The 17,016-nt window shown below is 62.5% G+C and carries 23 protein-coding genes and 1 pseudogene; 20 read left to right on the top strand and 4 right to left on the bottom strand.

What is annotated here, in order from left to right; genetic code table 11:
* Nucleotides 1-50: 50 nt before the first annotated feature.
* The 4 genes from rpsL to tuf all read left to right on the top strand — a co-directional run bounded on the left by rpsL (nt 51) and on the right by tuf (nt 4,403).
* On the top strand, nt 51-425 hold the full coding sequence (gene rpsL / locus HMPREF1484_RS05405; protein ID WP_016664014.1) for a 30S ribosomal protein S12: 375 nt from the start codon (nt 51-53) through the stop codon (nt 423-425).
* Nucleotides 425-895, top strand: a complete 471-nt coding sequence (gene rpsG / locus HMPREF1484_RS05410; RefSeq protein WP_016664015.1) for a 30S ribosomal protein S7 — start codon at nt 425-427, stop codon at nt 893-895. Before rpsL ends, rpsG begins: the two co-directional genes overlap by 1 nt.
* Before the next feature lie 42 nt (nt 896-937).
* Nucleotides 938-3,085, top strand: a complete 2,148-nt coding sequence (fusA, locus tag HMPREF1484_RS05415; RefSeq protein ID WP_016664016.1) for an elongation factor G — start codon at nt 938-940, stop codon at nt 3,083-3,085.
* 130 nt (nt 3,086-3,215) lie between these two features.
* Nucleotides 3,216-4,403 (top strand): elongation factor Tu, encoded by a 1,188-nt coding sequence (gene tuf, locus HMPREF1484_RS05420; RefSeq protein WP_016664017.1) that lies wholly within the window; start codon nt 3,216-3,218, stop codon nt 4,401-4,403.
* Nucleotides 4,404-4,724: 321 nt separating this feature from the next.
* Here tuf and HMPREF1484_RS11255 read toward each other — a convergent pair whose 3' ends face one another.
* Nucleotides 4,725-5,594, bottom strand: a complete 870-nt coding sequence (locus HMPREF1484_RS11255) for a general stress protein (RefSeq protein ID WP_016664018.1) — start codon at nt 5,592-5,594, stop codon at nt 4,725-4,727.
* A gap of 592 nt (nt 5,595-6,186) precedes the next feature.
* Between HMPREF1484_RS11255 and rpsJ the strand changes: the two genes are divergently transcribed.
* The 11 genes from rpsJ to rpsQ are packed head-to-tail and all read left to right on the top strand — an operon-like array spanning nt 6,187 to nt 11,830.
* Nucleotides 6,187-6,495 (top strand): 30S ribosomal protein S10, encoded by a 309-nt coding sequence (gene rpsJ, locus HMPREF1484_RS05430; RefSeq protein ID WP_016664019.1) that lies wholly within the window; start codon nt 6,187-6,189, stop codon nt 6,493-6,495.
* Between the two features lie 13 nt (nt 6,496-6,508).
* Complete coding sequence (rplC, locus tag HMPREF1484_RS05435; protein WP_016664020.1) at nt 6,509-7,189, top strand: 50S ribosomal protein L3; 681 nt, start codon at nt 6,509-6,511, stop codon at nt 7,187-7,189.
* 5 nt (nt 7,190-7,194) lie between these two features.
* Nucleotides 7,195-8,142, top strand: coding sequence for a 50S ribosomal protein L4 (gene rplD, locus HMPREF1484_RS05440; protein ID WP_016664021.1), 948 nt, complete (start codon nt 7,195-7,197; stop codon nt 8,140-8,142).
* Complete coding sequence (rplW, locus tag HMPREF1484_RS05445; protein WP_016664022.1) at nt 8,139-8,441, top strand: 50S ribosomal protein L23; 303 nt, start codon at nt 8,139-8,141, stop codon at nt 8,439-8,441. The genes rplD and rplW overlap by 4 nt, the downstream gene beginning before the upstream one ends.
* A 46-nt stretch (nt 8,442-8,487) precedes the next feature.
* A complete protein-coding gene (gene rplB, locus HMPREF1484_RS05450) occupies nt 8,488-9,324 on the top strand; it encodes a 50S ribosomal protein L2 (RefSeq protein WP_016664023.1) in 837 nt (278 codons plus the stop codon).
* A gap of 21 nt (nt 9,325-9,345) precedes the next feature.
* Nucleotides 9,346-9,627, top strand: a complete 282-nt coding sequence (gene rpsS, locus HMPREF1484_RS05455; protein WP_016664024.1) for a 30S ribosomal protein S19 — start codon at nt 9,346-9,348, stop codon at nt 9,625-9,627.
* A 59-nt stretch (nt 9,628-9,686) separates the two neighbouring features.
* Entirely contained in the window at nt 9,687-10,052 is a 366-nt protein-coding gene (gene rplV / locus HMPREF1484_RS05460; protein ID WP_016664025.1) for a 50S ribosomal protein L22, read from the top strand.
* Nucleotides 10,052-10,879 (top strand): 30S ribosomal protein S3, encoded by an 828-nt coding sequence (rpsC, locus tag HMPREF1484_RS05465; protein ID WP_016664026.1) that lies wholly within the window; start codon nt 10,052-10,054, stop codon nt 10,877-10,879. The genes rplV and rpsC overlap by 1 nt, the downstream gene beginning before the upstream one ends.
* 5 nt (nt 10,880-10,884) lie before the next feature.
* Nucleotides 10,885-11,304 (top strand): 50S ribosomal protein L16, encoded by a 420-nt coding sequence (rplP, locus tag HMPREF1484_RS05470; protein ID WP_016664027.1) that lies wholly within the window; start codon nt 10,885-10,887, stop codon nt 11,302-11,304.
* Nucleotides 11,304-11,537, top strand: coding sequence for a 50S ribosomal protein L29 (gene rpmC, locus HMPREF1484_RS05475; RefSeq protein ID WP_016664028.1), 234 nt, complete (start codon nt 11,304-11,306; stop codon nt 11,535-11,537). The genes rplP and rpmC overlap by 1 nt, the downstream gene beginning before the upstream one ends.
* Before the next feature lie 17 nt (nt 11,538-11,554).
* Nucleotides 11,555-11,830 carry a 30S ribosomal protein S17 gene (gene rpsQ / locus HMPREF1484_RS05480; protein WP_016664029.1) on the top strand — a complete coding sequence of 92 codons (276 nt, stop codon included), beginning with the start codon at nt 11,555-11,557 and terminating at the stop codon, nt 11,828-11,830.
* A 389-nt stretch (nt 11,831-12,219) separates the two neighbouring features.
* Here rpsQ and HMPREF1484_RS11545 read toward each other — a convergent pair whose 3' ends face one another.
* The 3 genes from HMPREF1484_RS11545 to HMPREF1484_RS11550 all read right to left on the bottom strand — a co-directional run bounded on the left by HMPREF1484_RS11545 (nt 12,220) and on the right by HMPREF1484_RS11550 (nt 13,261).
* Entirely contained in the window at nt 12,220-12,366 is a 147-nt protein-coding gene (locus HMPREF1484_RS11545; protein ID WP_168161673.1) for a hypothetical protein, read from the bottom strand.
* On the bottom strand, nt 12,363-12,764 hold the full coding sequence (locus HMPREF1484_RS05485; protein WP_040386478.1) for a hypothetical protein: 402 nt from the start codon (nt 12,762-12,764) through the stop codon (nt 12,363-12,365). The genes HMPREF1484_RS11545 and HMPREF1484_RS05485 overlap by 4 nt, the downstream gene beginning before the upstream one ends.
* A gap of 335 nt (nt 12,765-13,099) precedes the next feature.
* The gene (locus HMPREF1484_RS11550; protein ID WP_156979624.1) at nt 13,100-13,261 is read right to left on the bottom strand and encodes a hypothetical protein; all 162 of its coding nucleotides are present in this window, start codon (nt 13,259-13,261) and stop codon (nt 13,100-13,102) included.
* On the opposite strand from HMPREF1484_RS11550, the pseudogene HMPREF1484_RS11260 reads away from it, so the two are divergent.
* The 5 genes and pseudogenes from HMPREF1484_RS11260 to HMPREF1484_RS05505 all read left to right on the top strand — a co-directional run.
* A pseudogene (locus HMPREF1484_RS11260) lies at nt 13,236-13,346 on the top strand (50S ribosomal protein L5); the annotation flags it as partial. The gene HMPREF1484_RS11550 and the pseudogene HMPREF1484_RS11260 sit on opposite strands and share 26 nt — an antisense overlap.
* A 328-nt stretch (nt 13,347-13,674) precedes the next feature.
* Nucleotides 13,675-14,382: a hypothetical protein gene (locus tag HMPREF1484_RS05490; RefSeq protein WP_016664033.1), complete on the top strand. Its 708-nt coding sequence runs from the start codon at nt 13,675-13,677 to the stop codon at nt 14,380-14,382.
* 29 nt (nt 14,383-14,411) lie between these two features.
* A complete protein-coding gene (locus HMPREF1484_RS05495; RefSeq protein WP_232049688.1) occupies nt 14,412-14,942 on the top strand; it encodes a flagellar motor protein MotB in 531 nt (176 codons plus the stop codon).
* Nucleotides 14,932-15,705 (top strand): response regulator transcription factor, encoded by a 774-nt coding sequence (locus HMPREF1484_RS05500; RefSeq protein WP_016664035.1) that lies wholly within the window; start codon nt 14,932-14,934, stop codon nt 15,703-15,705. The genes HMPREF1484_RS05495 and HMPREF1484_RS05500 overlap by 11 nt, the downstream gene beginning before the upstream one ends.
* Complete coding sequence (locus HMPREF1484_RS05505; protein WP_016664036.1) at nt 15,702-16,613, top strand: sensor histidine kinase KdpD; 912 nt, start codon at nt 15,702-15,704, stop codon at nt 16,611-16,613. The genes HMPREF1484_RS05500 and HMPREF1484_RS05505 overlap by 4 nt, the downstream gene beginning before the upstream one ends.
* Nucleotides 16,614-17,016 lie beyond the last annotated feature (403 nt).

The raw sequence follows: 17,016 nt of genomic DNA on the forward strand, positions 1-17,016 counted from the left end.
AAGGTGATCTGGCCGTGTGAAGAGCGCGGCTAGCGACAGAAAGAGAAAAAGTGCCTACTATTCAGCAGTTGGTGCGCAAGGGTCGCCAGGATAAGCCTGTCGCCTCGAGCACGCCCGCGCTCAAGGGTTCGCCCCAGCGCCGCGGCGTGTGCACCCGTGTGTACACCACCACCCCCAAGAAACCGAACTCGGCGCTCCGAAAGATTGCACGTGTTCGTCTCTCCTCCGGTGTCGAAGTTACGGCCTACATCCCCGGTGAAGGCCACAACCTCCAGGAGCACTCGATCGTCCTCGTTCGCGGCGGCCGTGTGAAGGATCTCCCGGGCGTCCGCTACAAGGTCGTTCGTGGTTCGCTCGATACCCAGGCCGTGAAGGGTCGCCAGCAGGCACGCTCGCGGTACGGCGCGAAGAAGGAGAAGAAGTAATGCCACGTAAAGGTGCAGCTCCCAAGCGTCAGCTCGTGGTCGACCCGGTCTACGGCTCGCCCATCGTCACTCAGCTCATCAACAAGGTTCTCCTCGACGGCAAGAAGACCGTCGCCGAGCGCATCGTTTACGGCGCTCTCGAAGGCTGCCGTGAGAAGAACGGTCAGGACCCGGTTGCGACCCTCAAGAAGGCTCTGGACAACATCCGTCCGTCCCTCGAGGTTCGTTCCCGTCGCGTCGGCGGTGCCACCTACCAGGTGCCCGTCGAGGTGCGTGCCGGCCGCTCGACGACCCTCGCGCTGCGCTGGCTCGTTGGCTACTCGCGTGCTCGCCGTGAGCACACGATGACCGAGCGCCTGATGAACGAGATCCTCGACGCTTCGAACGGCCTCGGTGCCGCTGTGAAGCGCCGCGAAGACACCCACAAGATGGCGGAGTCCAACAAGGCCTTCGCTCACTACCGCTGGTAATCGCCGGCGGTACTCGAACCGAAGCGCAGAAAGGCATAGCCCGTGGCACTTGCAGTGCTTAAGGACCTCAGCAAGGTCCGCAACATCGGCATCATGGCACACATCGATGCTGGTAAGACCACCACCACCGAGCGCATCCTGTACTACACCGGCGTCAACTACAAGCTTGGCGAAACCCACGATGGTGCCGGCACCATGGACTGGATGGAGCAGGAAAAAGAACGCGGCATCACCATTACGTCCGCGGCAACGACCTGCTACTGGCACGACAACCAGATCAACATCATCGACACGCCCGGCCACGTCGACTTCACCGTTGAGGTGGAGCGCTCGCTGCGCGTTCTCGATGGCGCTGTTGCCGTGTTCGACGGCAAGGAAGGTGTCGAGCCGCAGTCGGAGACCGTGTGGCGCCAGGCCGACAAGTACAACGTGCCGCGCATTTGCTTCGTCAACAAGATGGACAAGATGGGTGCGGACTTCTTCTTCACCGTCGGCACCATCGTTGACCGACTCAAGGCGAAGCCGCTCGTCATGCAGGTGCCGATCGGCGCTGAAGCGGACTTCCGCGGCGTGATCGACCTCCTCGAGATGAAGGCCTACGAGTGGCCCGAAGAGTTCGAAGAGGACGCCCCTGAATTCAACAAGAAGAAGGGCGATGCCGCTCTCGGTCAGTACCAGAAGGAGATCCCGATCCCCGCGGATCTCCAGGCCAAGGCTGAGGAATACCGCGAGAAGCTCGTCGAGGACGTCGCCGAGGCAAGCGAAGAGCTCATGGAGAAGTACCTCGAAGAGGGCGAACTCTCGGTTGAGGACCTCAAGAAGGGTATTCGCGAACTCACGATTTCCTCGCAGGCCTACCCGGTGTTCTGTGGCTCGGCGTTCAAGAACAAGGGCGTGCAGCCCATGCTCAACGCCGTCGTTGACTTCCTTCCCTCGCCGCTCGACGTCCCGCCGATGGTGGGCCACGACGTCAACGATGAGGAGAAGGAGCTCACTCGTAAGCCTTCGGCTGACGAGCCTTTCTCGGCGCTCGCGTTCAAGGTTGCCGCGCACCCGTTCTTCGGCTCGCTCACCTACGTGCGCGTGTACTCGGGCCACGTTGAGACCGGTACTCAGGTGCTCAACGTCACCACGGGCAAGAAGGAGCGCGTCGGTAAGCTCTTCCAGATGCACTCGAACCAGGAGAACCCTGTCGACGAGGCATTCGCGGGCCACATCTACGCGTTCATCGGTCTGAAGGACACGACCACCGGCGACACGCTGTGCGACGCGCAGCACCCGATCGCTCTTGAGTCGATGACCTTCCCGGAGCCCGTGATCTCGATGGCCATCGAGCCGAAGACCAAGGGCGACCAGGAGAAGCTCGGTATCGCGATTCAGCGTCTCGCCAAGGAAGACCCGACCTTCCAGGTCGAGCTTGACGAGGAAACCGGCCAGACGGTCATCAAGGGCATGGGCGAGCTTCAGCTCGACGTGCTCGTGGATCGTATGCGCCGCGAGTTCAAGGTCGAAGCGAACGTGGGCTCGCCGCAGGTGGCCTACCGCGAGTCGATCAAGAGGACCGTTGAGAAGTTCGATTACACGCACAAGAAGCAGACCGGTGGTTCCGGTCAGTTCGGTAAGGTTCAGATCACCTTCGAGCCTCTTACCGACGCTGAAGAAGGCGTGTTCTACGAGTTCGAAAATCTCGTCACCGGTGGCCGAATCCCGCGTGAATACATCCCGAGCGTTGACGCGGGTATTCAGGATGCGCTCCAGTCCGGCGTTCTCGCCGGCTACCCGGTGGTGAATGTCAAGGCATCGCTTATCGACGGTGCTTACCACGACGTGGACTCCTCGGAAATGGCGTTCAAGATTGCCGGTTCGATGGCGACGCGCGAGGCCCTCAAGAAGGCCCAGCCGATTCTCCTCGAGCCGATCATGAGCGTCGAGGTTCGTACTCCCGAGGAGTACATGGGAGATGTCATCGGCGACCTGAACAAGCGACGTGGTCAGGTTTCGTCGATGGAGGACGCGAGCGGGGTCAAGATTATCCGTGCTCTCGTCCCGCTGTCCGAAATGTTCGGCTACATTGGCGACCTGCGTTCCTTCACGCAGGGCCGCGCGATGTACACGATGCAGTTCGACAGCTACGCGGAGGTCCCGAGGAACATCTCGGAAGAGATCATCGCGAAGACGCGGGGCGAGTAAGCCTTACGAGGATTTGCGGGTAGAGTAGATCTGTTCGCTGATTCTCGGACCGCTTGGGTCGCCCCCTTCCGGGGGGCGCCCCACCCGTTCAATAGAAGTACACCCAACCAAAGTCCTAGGAGGACACACTATGGCTAAGGCCAAGTTCGAGCGTACTAAGCCGCACGTCAACATCGGCACCATCGGTCACGTTGACCACGGCAAGACCACGCTTACCGCTGCCATCTCGAAGGTTCTGTACGACCAGTACCCTGACCTCAACGAGCAGCGCAACTTCGATACGATCGACAATGCCCCTGAGGAAAAGCAGCGCGGCATCACGATCAACATCTCCCACATTGAGTACCAGACCGACAAGCGCCACTACGCTCACGTCGACGCTCCGGGCCACGCCGACTACATCAAGAACATGATTACCGGCGCTGCGCAGATGGACGGCGCAATCCTCGTGGTTGCCGCCACCGACGGCCCGATGGCTCAGACCCGCGAGCACGTTCTTCTTGCTCGCCAGGTTGGCGTTCCCTACCTTCTCGTTGCACTCAACAAGTGCGACATGGTCGACGATGAGGAAATCCTCGAGCTCGTCGAGATGGAGGTCCGTGAGCTCCTCGCTTCGCAGGAGTTCGACGAGGACGCTCCCGTCGTTCGCGTTTCGGCGTTCAAGGCGCTCGAAGGCGACGAGAAGTGGGTCAAGTCGGTTCAGGACCTCATGGCTGCCGTCGACGAGTCGATCCCGGATCCGGTTCGCGACATGGACAAGCCGTTCCTCATGCCGATCGAGGACGTCTTCACCATCACCGGCCGTGGCACCGTTGTGACCGGTAAAGTCGAGCGTGGCAAGCTTGCCATCAACTCGGAAATCGAGATCGTGGGTATCCGCGAGGCTCAGAAGACCACCGTTACCGGTATCGAGATGTTCCACAAGCAGATGGACGAGGCTTGGGCAGGCGAGAACTGTGGCCTCCTCCTCCGTGGCACCAAGCGTGAAGACGTTGAGCGTGGCCAGGTTGTTGTGAAGCCGGGCTCGATCACCCCGCACACCGACTTCGAGGCTCAGGTCTACATCCTCTCGAAGGACGAGGGTGGCCGCCACAACCCGTTCTACTCGAACTACCGCCCGCAGTTCTACTTCCGTACCACGGACGTGACCGGCGTTATCACCCTCCCCGAGGGCACCGAGATGGTCATGCCTGGCGACTCGACCGAGATGACCGTTGAGCTCATCCAGCCGATCGCTATGGAAGAGGGCCTCGGCTTCGCTATCCGTGAGGGTGGCCGCACCGTTGGCTCGGGCCGCGTTACCAAGATCATCAAGTGATCTAGCGCTGCATAGCCTGCAGAGTTAAGAGAAGAGGCGCTCCGGATTCGTCCGGGGCGCCTCTCTTTGCGTTGCGGGGAGGGGGAGAAGGGTTGGGGCGCCCGAGGTCCACGGGGTGCTACGGCTGCTCGGGGCGGGGTGGAGTCCCTTTCGTGCTCGGGGCGGGCTGGAATCCCTTCCGCGGATCTGTACCCAACGTTTGTGGCGGAATTGGGCGTGATACCGCCGCAAACGTTGGGGTTAGTTTGCTGGTTCAGAAGAAGGTGGGGTCGGGGTGCCGGGTGGTCGGGGTGCTCGGTGCTCTGCCGAGGTCAGTTCCGTCTAACCGCGCGGGTGCGGCTCGTCATCGCCGTGGGTGCCGCGCGCGGAATCAGGGTCCGACGGCAACCCGAATGTTGGTCGCTTCGGAGCTTCGGCATCGTCGCTCTTCAGCGAAGTGGAATCGCCGAAGCTGTGAGCATCGTCGCGGGTGGCCCCTGACGCCATCGAACCTTGTGCCGGTTCCATCGGATCCCGGCTCTCAGGTGCGCTTTGCCCGTACTGGGGTCGATTGGAGCGGGCAGACGACGGACCGTCCGCGCCGTAGCTGGGCGAACCAAGAGGTTGCGTGCCAGGCGATTGAGTGCCAGGCGACTGTGTGCCGGGCCCTGTCGGTCGATTCTTTGCGGAGTCACCATAGCCGCTGCCCCCAAAGGCGCCGTCGCCGAGGCGGATGCCTGCGCCGGTGAGGATGCGGCGCGCGTCCATGACGTTGCGGTGCTCGACGAGGAGCTCGTAGTGCATGGGGACCGTTGCGGTCATGGACGTGAAGTCGCGTTGACCACCGCTCATGGCGTGCCCAATTACCGCCCAGACCGTGAAGAACACGGCGCCGAGGAGAACGGAGCTGAGGATCGTCGAAAGCCAGTTCGAGGAAAGCATGCTGAACAGCAGGCCCACGAAAAGTCCCATCCACATGCCGCTGAGCGCGCCTCCAAGGATGACTCGGCCCCAGGTCTTGCGTCCGGTCACGCGCTCGATGAGGCGCAGGTCGGTTCCCACAATGAGGGTGTTCTGTACTGGAAAACCGGCGTCGGCGAGGATGTCGACCATGCGCTGAACGTCGGCATACTCCTTATATGTGCCGAGCGATTGCGGAAATTCGAGTGAAAATGCCTGCGATTGGAGCGGGCTGTGCGGCTGTTGGCTCATGGGCCCACTCTAGGATGCTCACCTGCGCGTCTGTTCGAAACAGTGAGGCGCCCGGCGCTGGAGGCTGTGGCATGGCGCTGGAGCCTGCGCGAAGGTGAGAGCTTGGCAGCGCGCGGGGGTGCGAGTTTGCGGCAGAGTGCGAGGGCGCGAGAGTGCGCGGCGGGAGAGTCCGACGGTGTGAGCTTGCGGCAGGGTGTGAGGACGCGAGGGTGAGAGCCTGCGGCAGAGCGCGAGAGCGCGCGGTGGGGGAGTCCGACGGTCGATGTCCGACGGTGAATGCTTGTGAGGCGTTCCACGCCACGACCCCTGGTGCGCGTTTGCGATACGTGGCAAACTAGATGAGTTGCTTGCGCGAGCGGCCATGCCCGGTTCCGTTCCCCGTCTCTGGGAATGACCACCGGATGACGCTCAGCCCAAGGATGCGAACAGTGTGGATACTCCGCTGAGGGCGCATCGTTCGAGGGAAAAGTCGCAAGGACAAGGGTTTCGCGCGGCCTTTTTGCGCCTCGCAAGAGCGACACACCCGACCGCGGGTGTCGGTCTGGCCCACTCCATGTAAGAGCGGTTTTAGAGAAAGAGATAGACCTAGGCTATGGCGGGACAGAAGATCCGCATCCGGCTCAAGTCGTATGACCACGAGGTGATTGACAGCTCGGCGCGCAAAATCGTCGACACTGTCAGCCGCGCTGGTGCAACGGTCGTGGGCCCGGTGCCGCTGCCGACTGAGAAGAACGTTTTCGTTGTGATCAAGTCGCCGCACAAGTACAAGGATTCCCGTGAGCAGTTCGAGATGCGCACCCACAAGCGCCTCATCGACATCGTCGACCCCACGCCCAAGGCTGTGGATTCGCTGATGCGCCTCGACCTGCCTGCGGACGTCAACATCGAGATCAAGCTCTGAGGTATCGGAACACATGAGTAACGAACTGACAGGGCAGCGCGATCGCGTCATCAACGGCGTGCTCGGCACCAAGCTTGGCATGACCCAGGTGTGGGACGAGGACGGCAACATCGTCCCCGTGACCGTGGTTCAGGCCGGCCCGTGTGTCGTCACGCAGGTCCGCTCGCAGGACGTTGACGGCTACGACGCTGTCCAGATCGCGTACGGCGCGATCGATCCCCGTAAGGTGACGAAGCCCCTCAAGGGTCACTTCGAGAAGGCCGGGGTGACGCCGCGCCGTCACCTCGTTGAGCTCCGCACGAACGACGCCGCGGAGTACGAGCTCGGCCAGGAGATCGACGCTTCGATCTTCGAGGCCGGCCAGAAGGTCGACGTCGTTGGCACGACCAAGGGTAAGGGCAACGCTGGTGTCATGAAGCGTCACGGCTTCGCCGGTGTGAGCGCCTCGCACGGTCAGCACCGCAACCACCGCAAGCCCGGCTCGATCGGTGGCGCTTCGACCCCCGCTCGCGTGTTCAAGGGCATGCGCATGGCGGGCCGCATGGGCGGTAACCGCAATAGCGTCCAGAACCTCACCGTTCAGGCGGTGGACGCCGAGAAGAACCTCGTGCTCATCAAGGGTGCCGTTCCCGGCCCCAAGGGTGGCATCGTTCTGGTTCGCTCGGCCGTCAAGGGTCCGAAGAAGGGAGCCTGATTTTCATGGCTAACAACCTGACGGTCGACGTTCTCGACCCCGCAGGAAAGAAGACCGGCACTGCCGAGCTGCCCGCTCACATCTTCGATGTTCAGACCAACGTGGCGCTTATCCACCAGGTCGTGACCGCTCAGCTCAACGCTGCGCGTCAGGGCACGCACAAGGCCAAGACTCGCGGCGAGGTTAGCGGCGGCGGCCGTAAGCCGTGGAAGCAGAAGGGTACCGGTCGCGCTCGCCAGGGCTCGATCCGCGCACCTCAGTGGACCGGCGGTGGCGTCGTTCACGGCCCGGTTCCGCGCGACTACACGCAGCGTGTGCCCAAGAAGATGAAGGCTGCTGCGCTCCGCGGTGCCCTTTCGGATCGCGCCCGTTTCGGCCGCATCCACGTTTTCACCGCGCTTCTCGACGGCGACAAGCCCTCGACGAAGCTTGTGGCGAAGACCATCGCTACCGTCTCGGACAGCTCGAACTTCCTCCTGGTTGTTCGGCGCGACGACGAGGTCGGCGCGCTCAGCTCGCGCAACCTCGCTAACGCGCACGTGCTGTTCGCCGATCAGCTCAACACCTACGACGTCATGGCATCCGACCATGTCGTCTTCACCGAAGGTGCGCTCGAGGACTTCGTGGCAGGCGCGACTCTCGCCGCTGTGAAGGCTCCCGCGCAGCCCGAGGCTGCGGCAACCCCCAAGGCGGCCGCCACGGCTGAGGTGAAGAGCGAAGCTGCGGCTGTTGAGGCTCCCTACGGCGAAGGCAGCGCCCTTCCGCTCGACGGTGGCAAGGCCCCCGAAGGTTTCACCATCAAGGGCAACAGCAACTCCATGAAGTACCACACCGAGGATTCGCCGTGGTACGGCCGCACTAAGGCTGAGGTCTGGTTCGCGACGCCCGAAGCAGCGGAAGCTGCCGGCTTCGTGAACGCTGTTCGCCCGGCCGATGAGGAGGAAGCCAAGTGACCTCGATTAACAAGAACCCGCGCGACATTCTCTTCGCGCCGGTCCTCACCGAGAAGTCCTACGGCCAGATGGACGAAGGGAAGTACGTCTTCCTCGTCGATCGCCGCGCAAACAAGACCGAAATCAAGCTTGCCGTCGAGGAGATCTTCGACGTCAAGGTTGCTTCGGTGAACACCATCAACCGTCAGGGCAAGACGCGTCGCACGCGTTTCGGCATTGGCAAGCGCAACGACACCAAGCGCGCCATTGTCACCCTCAAGGACGGATCCATCGACATCTTCGGAGGCGCGACCGCCTGAGCGGTCGTGACCCGAAGACAAACGAGAGAGTCTGAGGAAACCCACGATGGGAATTCGTAAGAACAAGCCGACCTCGCCGAGCCGCCGCGGCTCGAGCGTCGCCGACTTCGTCGAGATCACTCGTAGTGAGCCGGAGAAGTCGCTGGTCCGCCCCCTGTCCAAGACGGGTGGCCGTAACAACAAGGGCCGCGTGACCTCGCGTCACCGCGGCGGTGGCCACAAGCGTGCCTACCGCGTGATCGACTTCCGTCGTCACGACAAGGACGGCATCAACGCCAAGGTCGCCCACATCGAGTACGACCCGAACCGTACCGCTCGCATCGCTCTGCTCCACTACCTGGACGGCGAGAAGCGCTACATCCTCGCCCCGGCGAAGCTTCGCCAGGGTGACGTGCTCGAAAGCGGCCCGAGCGCCGACATCAAGCCCGGCAACAACCTTCCGCTGCGCAACATCCCCGTGGGTACCGTTGTGCACGCAATCGAGCTCCGCCCCGGTGGCGGCGCGAAGATCGCCCGCTCGGCGGGTGCCTCCGTGCAGCTCGTCGCGAGGGAAGGCAAGTACGCCCAGCTTCGTATGCCGTCCGGCGAAATCCGCAACGTCGATGCGCGCTGCCGCGCGACCATCGGTGAGGTGGGCAACGCCGAACAAGCCAACATCAACTGGGGCAAGGCCGGCCGTATGCGCTGGAAGGGCAAGCGCCCGCACGTCCGTGGTGTTGTGATGAACCCCGTGGACCACCCGCATGGTGGTGGTGAGGGCCGCACGTCGGGCGGTCGTCATCCCGTTTCGCCTTGGGGCCAGCCGGAAGGCCGTACCCGCAAGCCGAACAAGGAAAGCGACAAGCTCATCGTGCGCCGCCGCCGTACCGGCAAAAAGCGCTGATAGGACGAGGGATAAACAGTTATGCCACGCAGTATTGCTAAGGGCCCCTTCGTTGACGATCACCTTCAGAAGAAGGTCGACGCTCAGAACGAAGCCGGTACCAAGAATGTCATCAAGACCTGGTCGCGCCGTTCGGTCATTACGCCGGACTTCCTCGGCCACACTTTCGCAGTGCACGATGGCCGCAAGCACGTCTCGGTGTTCGTCACCGAGTCGATGGTTGGCCACAAGCTCGGCGAGTTCGCTCCCACGCGCACTTTCCGCAGCCATGACAAGGACGACAAGAAGGGACGTCGTCGCTGATCGCCCACGTGGCGAAGTGATGATTTCCCTCGCTATTCACTAAAGAAAGCAGGACAGCAATGGAAGCCAAGGCGCAGGTGCGGTTCATCCGTATTTCGCCCATGAAGGCCCGGCGCGTCGTTGACCTTATTCGTGGTAAGAGCACGGGTGAAGCACTGGAGATTCTGCGGTTCGCACCGCAGGCCGCCAGCGAGCCCGTCTCGAAGCTCGTAAAGTCCGCGATCGCCAACGCCCGCGTGAAGGCAGATCAAGCAGGGGAGCGTTTCGATGAGCAGGATCTCGTCGTGTCCGCTGCATTCGTCGACGAAGGCCCGACCATGAAGCGGTTCCAGCCGCGCGCTCAGGGTCGCGCATTCCAGATCAAGAAGCGCACCAGCCACATCACCGTGGTTGTTGCCCCGTCGAAGAAGAAGGAGACCCGCTAGTGGGCCAGAAGGTCAATCCCAACGGGTTCCGTCTCGGTATTACGACCGACCACACGAGCCGCTGGTTCGCCGACTCCACGAAGGAAGGTCAGCGCTACCGCGACTACGTGAAGGAAGACGTCGCCATCCGCAAGCTCCTTTCCGAGGGGCTCGAGCGCGCTGGCGTGTCGAAGGTCGAGATCGAGCGCACCCGCGATCGCGTTCGCGTTGATCTGCACACCGCACGCCCCGGCATCGTGATCGGTCGCCGTGGCGCGGAGGCCGAGCGTCTCCGCGGTCAGCTCGAGAAGCTGACGGGCAAGCAGATTCAGCTCAACATCCTCGAGGTCAAGAACCCCGAGGCAGACGCGCAGCTCGTTGCTCAGGGCATCGCCGAGCAGCTCGCGAGCCGCGTGTCCTTCCGCCGCGCTATGCGCAAGGGCATTCAGTCCGCGCAGCGTGCTGGCGCGAAGGGTATCCGTGTCGCCGTTTCGGGCCGCCTCGGTGGCGCCGAAATGAGCCGCAGCGAGTTCTACCGTGAAGGCCGCGTGCCCCTGCACACGCTTCGCGCGAACATCGACTACGGCTTCTACGAGGCCCGCACCGCATTCGGCCGCATTGGCGTGAAGGTGTGGATCTACAAGGGCGACATCACGTCCAAGGAACTCGCTGCACAGCAGGCCGCCCAGGCTCCGCGCCAGGGCCGTGGTCCGCGCGCTGAGCGCCCCCGTGGCCGCCGCAACGAGCGCAACGCCGCCCGCCGTGAGAAGGCGGAAGCTTCGGCTCAGGCTCAGGCCGCCACCGAGGCTCCCGCTGCCGCTCCGGCCGATAAGGGAACGGAGGCCTGAGTCCAATGCTGATTCCGCGTAGGACCAAGCACCGCAAGCAGCATCGCCCCACCCGTACCGGTATGGCCAAGGGTGGCTTCGATCTCGCGTTCGGCGACTACGGTATCCAGGCTCTCGAGCCCGCCTACGTCACCAACCGTCAGATTGAGGCCGCACGTATCGCCATGACGCGCTACATGAAGCGTGGCGGCAAGGTGTACATCAACATCTACCCCGATCGCCCCCTCACGAAGAAGCCTGCCGAGGTCCGCATGGGCTCCGGTAAGGGTTCGGTGGAGTTCTGGGTAGCGAACGTCAAGCCCGGCCGCGTCATGTTTGAGGTTGCCGGTGTCGATGAGCCGACTGCACGCGAGGCACTGCGCCTTGCCATGCACAAGCTCCCCATGAAGTGCCGAATCCTCAGCCGAGAGGGTGGTGACATCTGATGGCAGCCACGAAGCTTACCGCTGACGAGCTCAACAAGCTCGATGACGCGAAGCTCACCGAAGAACTCGCGAAGGCCAAGGACGAGCTTTTCAAGCTCCGTTTCCAGGGCGCGACCGGTCAGCTCGAGTCGAGCGCTCGCTTGCGTTCGGTCAAGAAGGACATCGCACGGATCTACACGATCCTGCGCGAGCGCGAGTTGGGGATCCGCCAGGCCCCCGGTTCGGCCGAGTGAACGAGCGAGGTTAGGTAATGAACGAAAATCAGGTCGCTGAAGAGCGTCCGTACCGCAAGACTCAGCGCGGCTACGTCGTCTCCGACAAGATGGATAAGACCATCGTCGTCGAGGTCGAGGAGCGCGTGAAGCACTCGCTGTACGGCAAGGTTATGAAGAAGCACAAGAAGTTCAAGGCCCACGATGAGGAGAACACCGCCGGTGTCGGCGATCTTGTTCGCATCATGGAAACCCGCCCGCTGAGCGCTTCCAAGCGCTGGCGTCTGGTGGAGATTCTCGAGAAGGCTAAGTAAGCCGTTCTCAGGTTCGCCTGAACATAGAGAGGCCGGGGTGGACCCGCAATGCGGATCCACCCCGGCCTCTCTTTTGTGCCTTCGTGGTGTGGGTTGCGAGTGCTTCCCACGTTCGAGGTTCGTGACGCGCCAGCTGCCGTCGGCCTGCTTTGCCAACGTGAGGGACCCGGTGAGTTCGGGCGTGAAGCCCATATGTGCCGCGTCGCCGTACTCGTACTGGACCCGGGCAATCCTGCCGCGAACATCGATACCCGCAACGCGTCCGTCTTCGGGCATTCGGGGGCGGGGTGGTGCAATGAGCGGCTTCTGGAGTTCGCTGCAGCTGTGCGGGAAGCGGGGCCGACGGTTGCCTTCAACCCGGGGCACGAATCTTGCCGGACGCTCATGGCTCATGCATGAGCGGATTCCTTGATTGTGTCTTCTTCGCTGTCCGGGGTGAGCAGCAGCCACAATGTGAGGGTTCCGGCACAAAGCCCAGCGATAACGAGGGCGGTGCACGCGGTGAGGATAATGGCGGCCTTGGGCTTCGCTGTCACGGCATCTTCCAGCTGTTGTTGCTGCTCTTGCTTCCAGTGATCTTCCATTCGCCATCCTGGAGCTCGAGGTCGAAGACGTGGTCTGTCTCGGGGACGCTCACGGCTGGGTCGTGCAGTGTGGTGGTGACCTCCACCTGGGCCTTGGTGTTTTCGGTGCTGATGTGCGTGATGTCGTAGTCGAATCCGCCGCGACGGTCGATTTCCGCTGCGGCTTTCTTGAAACGCTCGCAATCGACGCTGTCAGCCGCTTGATCCTCGAGAGCGCCCGTGAATGCCGAACAATCCTGGGACTCAATGGCAGCGAACATGTCGTCCACAGTGTTCTTGGGCCCATGGATGAGGGCCGCTCCACCGCCGATGACGAGAACGAGGGCGGCGATACCGGCGAGGCTGAGCAAGCTTAGGCAACCGCAAATGCCACAAAAAACGCCCCTACTGGAACCTTGGGGGCGGACGTATGGGGGAGGGGGTGCAGGGGAGTAGTGGGGGTAGGTCATTGTGCACCTTTCGCATGACCTGCGTTACAGTTGCAAAGATACGCGCTTGAGTTTGCACGTGCAAACATGTGTTGCGGAGGCTTGGGGATTGGGAGGTAGGGCGCAACTTGGGCTTGGGCTTCGGTTGGGGTCACGGGCGAGAAGCTCGCCCGTGTGACGCGCGAACAACAACGAGGATTGGCAAGGCAATGTAGGGCCGGCCAAAGGCGGCCGGCCCCACATTCGGTGGAAAAGGGTTAATTCTCAAACATGTTTCCGCCGTCGGAGATGACCCACTTTCCATCTTCCTTGACGAGGGTGAACGTTGAGGTCTTTGTGTCCGTCTCTCCGGTCTTCTTGTTCTTGGCGGTGAGCTTCGTGGGAACCGTGGCCTTGTCGCCGAGGGAGTTCGACGGCAACGGCAACTACACCTTTGGCCTCACGGAACAGGTCATGTTCCATGAGATCGATCAGGACAAGATCGACCGCGTTCTCATCATGGAGACTTACCCGCTGGGTGCTTCGAAGCGCTGGCGTCTCGTCGAAATCATCGAGAAGGCTAAGTAAATCTGTCGGGCTCAGTCCCGAAAGATCTCCGAGAAGGGGTCGTCCGCTGCTCAGCGGGCGGCCCCTTCCGCTATTGAGCGGGCGTTCACGCCCTCGTGGCGTTACGATGACCGATGGTCATACGCGTGACGACAGTTGTCGCAAATCTGCGACACGACATGGCAGAGTAGGTACCGCGTCGCAACGCCGCCGCGATATCCGGGCAATAGCGTGGAGGTAACGAGGAGGCGAGAAGCGGCTCCCGTGACTTTGAGGAGTGAATCCCATGACGACGACCACGATGACGAAGCGCCGCCTCGCGGCAGCCCTTGCAGCCGCGTCTCTTCTTGTTGCCGGTGCAAGCGGGTGCTCGTTCGGCGTGCTCGGTAGCAGCGATGAGAAGCCCACGGAACAGACGAGCGCGGCAGCCCCGGCAGACAACGGCAATGGCGGCGATCAGGGAAGCGGGTCCGACGGCGCGAATCCCGCGCAGGGCGCGAGCGATGACGGCGGCGCTGCGGCAGGTTCCGATCAGGGCGGCGAGAACGGGAAGCCGGCCAGCGGAGGTCAGAATAAGGCGAACTATCCTGCGCCGATTTTCACGACCGAGCGTCCTGTTGAGGTGAAAGAAGATCCGAACGCAACATTGACCGTCAATCTTCATCAGCTCAAGCGCGAGGGTGATACGGTCACCGCTTACGTCTCTTTCACACTCAACTCGACGGCGAAAGAGGCTAAGGACTTCTTTTTCCTCAATGGGAGTCTGATCTGGAAGCCATTCCTTATTGACAACGTGAACTTGAAGAAGCACACGCCACTTTCGACGACGAATAGCCAGCACTATGCGATGACTCCTATGGAAGACGTGGACCTCATGCCCGGTCAAACCACGTACGCGTTCGCAACCTTTGCCGCGCCGCCGGCGGACGTCAAGCAGATGGACGTGAGTCTTATGGACGGCACTGAGGTCGCGAAGGGGGTCGAAATCAAGTGAGAAAGCGTCACCTTGTAAGCCTCACGGCCGTGGCTTTCGTATTCGCTGCGGGGCCAGCAGCCCTCGCGGACAATGGCGGCGAAACGCCCGCCCCCGAGCCACCGTCGCAAATCGGAACTTACGAGTCCAATATCTACTCGCTCGACCAAAACATTTACGATCTCGAGCAAAATATTGAAGACCTCAACACCGATACACAAGAGGGCAACACCAAGGTCGTCACCTTGAACTCGGACATCCTCTTCGACTACGGATCCAACGAGCTTTCGGACCCCGCGAAAAAGCGCATCGGTGAGCTCGTCAAAGACGTTCCGCAGGGTGCGACCGTGAAGGTCGATGGTCACACTGACAACATTCCGTACCATCGCGGCAACGACGTGCTCTCTAAGGAGCGTGCGCAGGCGGTGGCCGACGCGATCTCCGCGGCCCGCCCTGACCTCAAGCTCGAGGTCGCGGGCCACGGCGACACGAAACCCGTGCAGCCGAACAAGAACGGCGACGAGGACAACCCTGAAGGGCGCGCTAAGAACAGGCGCGTGGAGATCCGCTATGACGGGTAGCCAGACTCCTTCATTCGCGTCGGGATCGGCCGGTTCAGCGGAGCCGGCCGATCCGGCGCGTCAGCGCATCCTGCTCGTGGACGACGATGAGACGATTCGCGAGCATCTCGGGGGAGTGCTCTCACGCAGCGGGCTTGATGTGCGCATGGCAGCGAACGGTGCCGAGGCACTCGAGAGGCTCGATGAGGAGGAACCCGATCTCGTCATCCTCGACGTCATGATGCCGGTCATGGACGGTCGAGAAGCGCTTCGCCGGATCCGGGAACGCCATGAATGGTTACCCGTCATCCTTCTTACCCAGGTGGGGGAGAGCTTCGAGCGTGCGTCCGCGCTCGACGAAGGGGCCGACGATTACCTCAATAAGCCGTTCGACCCTCACGAGCTCCTCGCGCGGATCAGGGCAGTTCTGCGTCGAAGCTCGCGCGGCTCGGCCCCGCTCAGCACGTCCTCGACACTCACCTCCGGTGAGCTGCGCATCGATCGCACGGCCCGGCGGATCTTCGTGGGTGGCAAGGAAGACCAGCTCACGCCGCGGGCGTTCGCGCTCCTCGAGTACCTCATGGCGCACCCCGGCGAAGTGTTCACGCGTGAGCGGCTCCTGCAGACCGTGTGGGGTTTCGATGCGATCGTGACCACGCGAGCCGTTGATCACCGCATCGCCGAGATTCGCCGCGTGATTGGTTCCGCCGACGGTTCCCCCACGTACATCGAGACAGTCCCGAGCCTCGGCTATCGCTTCGCCCAGAAGGTCGAACGTTCATGAAGAAACACCCACTTGCCTACGCCTCGGCTTTCGCCGCGCTTCCCCTCGCGATCGGCGTGGTGGCGTCCCTCGTATGGAGCGTCCTCGGCGAATCGAGGCACATCTACTTCTCTATGTCGCTCGCCTGGCTCCCGCTCACGATTGGCGCGGTGCTCACCCTCGCCGTGCTCCCAGCCCTTGGCGCGTGGTGGTACACGCGCCACGCCGTGAGCAAGGCGCGGCGCGAAACAGTGGCCGAGCAGACGGCAAGCCGGCGTCGGCTCATCGCCCGACTCGACCACGAAATAAAGAACCCGATCCAGGGCATTCGAGCGGCGCTTGCCGACGAACCGTCCGAGCGCCAGCGCTCGAGCATCGACGCCCAATCACGCCGCCTCACCTCCCTTCTGAGCGACCTGCGCAAAATTGGGGAGGTCGAGCACACCCAGCTCGAGATTACGCAGATCGACCCTTCGCGCCTCGTCCACGATGCCATCGAGACCGCGCGCGAGGTGCCCGGTGCGAGCGAACGCTCGATCCGCGTCTCGCTTCCCACGGCTCCGCGCCCTCTGCCGACGATCAACGGTGACGAAGACCTCCTCTTCCTGTGCCTCGTTAACGTCTTGAGCAACGCCGTGAAGTATTCGCGGCCGGGCGATGCGATCGAAGTGCGGGGGCGCCAGCTCGAAAGCGGCATTGTGCTCGAGGTCGCCGACACCGGACTCGGGATTTCCCCGGACGACCTTCCGCTCGTATGGGAAGAGCTCGGACGCGCGAGCGAGGTGCGCGGAATCGAGGGCTCGGGCCTCGGGTTGCCCATGGTTAAAGCGATCGTTGAACGCCATGGAGGCACTGCGACCCTCACGTCGTGGCATGGCGAAGGGACATCCGTGAGCCTTACCCTCCCGTTTGCGGGGCCCGCGCGGTAAAACACCTGGAAAAAGAGCGGGTCGGGCTAAGGGCACGTATGAAAAGAAGGTCCGACGCTTGCCGTCCACCGTCGGACCCTGACAAACGGCGCCCCCGCACTCGCTGAACCGGCGGTGCCAAACGCAGCGAGACCAAGCACACACGCGCAGGGCCCCTCGCCCCCTTACGTTCGGTGCCCGCGTGCCGTAAACTAGACGGGTTGCTGTGTGAACGCACCCAAAAAACCGGGAGGTTGGCGGGATGCGCCACTGAGCACAGGACCCGGTCCTCGGGCCCCAAGTGGGACCCATCCCAGTCGGAGACCTTGCATCGCCTTTCGGCAGTGCCTGAGTCCGGCTCGGGGTTTTTTGATGCCCGGGAACTGGAAGCCGCTGCGCCCCACGTGAGTGCGGTGGAAAACAA

Source organism: Dermabacter sp. HFH0086, assembly GCF_000413375.1.
In the GTDB taxonomy this organism is placed as follows: Bacteria; Actinomycetota; Actinomycetes; order Actinomycetales; family Dermabacteraceae; genus Dermabacter; species Dermabacter hominis.

Excerpts from the sequence above, each read along its gene's own strand:
- rpsQ (WP_016664029.1), top strand. The coding sequence starts at position 11,555 with ATGAACGAAAATCAGGTCGCTGAAGAGCGTCCGTACCGCAAGACTCAG.
- HMPREF1484_RS11255 (WP_016664018.1), bottom strand. The coding sequence starts at position 5,594 with ATGAGCCAACAGCCGCACAGCCCGCTCCAATCGCAGGCATTTTCACTC.
- rplB (WP_016664023.1), top strand. The coding sequence starts at position 8,488 with ATGGGAATTCGTAAGAACAAGCCGACCTCGCCGAGCCGCCGCGGCTCG.
- rplC (WP_016664020.1), top strand. The coding sequence starts at position 6,509 with ATGAGTAACGAACTGACAGGGCAGCGCGATCGCGTCATCAACGGCGTG.
- rplP (WP_016664027.1), top strand. The coding sequence starts at position 10,885 with ATGCTGATTCCGCGTAGGACCAAGCACCGCAAGCAGCATCGCCCCACC.
- rpsG (WP_016664015.1), top strand. The coding sequence starts at position 425 with ATGCCACGTAAAGGTGCAGCTCCCAAGCGTCAGCTCGTGGTCGACCCG.
- HMPREF1484_RS05490 (WP_016664033.1), top strand. The coding sequence starts at position 13,675 with ATGACGACGACCACGATGACGAAGCGCCGCCTCGCGGCAGCCCTTGCA.
- tuf (WP_016664017.1), top strand. The coding sequence starts at position 3,216 with ATGGCTAAGGCCAAGTTCGAGCGTACTAAGCCGCACGTCAACATCGGC.
- rpsJ (WP_016664019.1), top strand. The coding sequence starts at position 6,187 with ATGGCGGGACAGAAGATCCGCATCCGGCTCAAGTCGTATGACCACGAG.
- rpmC (WP_016664028.1), top strand. The coding sequence starts at position 11,304 with ATGGCAGCCACGAAGCTTACCGCTGACGAGCTCAACAAGCTCGATGAC.
- HMPREF1484_RS05500 (WP_016664035.1), top strand. The coding sequence starts at position 14,932 with ATGACGGGTAGCCAGACTCCTTCATTCGCGTCGGGATCGGCCGGTTCA.
- rplD (WP_016664021.1), top strand. The coding sequence starts at position 7,195 with ATGGCTAACAACCTGACGGTCGACGTTCTCGACCCCGCAGGAAAGAAG.
- rpsS (WP_016664024.1), top strand. The coding sequence starts at position 9,346 with ATGCCACGCAGTATTGCTAAGGGCCCCTTCGTTGACGATCACCTTCAG.
- rplV (WP_016664025.1), top strand. The coding sequence starts at position 9,687 with ATGGAAGCCAAGGCGCAGGTGCGGTTCATCCGTATTTCGCCCATGAAG.
- HMPREF1484_RS05505 (WP_016664036.1), top strand. The coding sequence starts at position 15,702 with ATGAAGAAACACCCACTTGCCTACGCCTCGGCTTTCGCCGCGCTTCCC.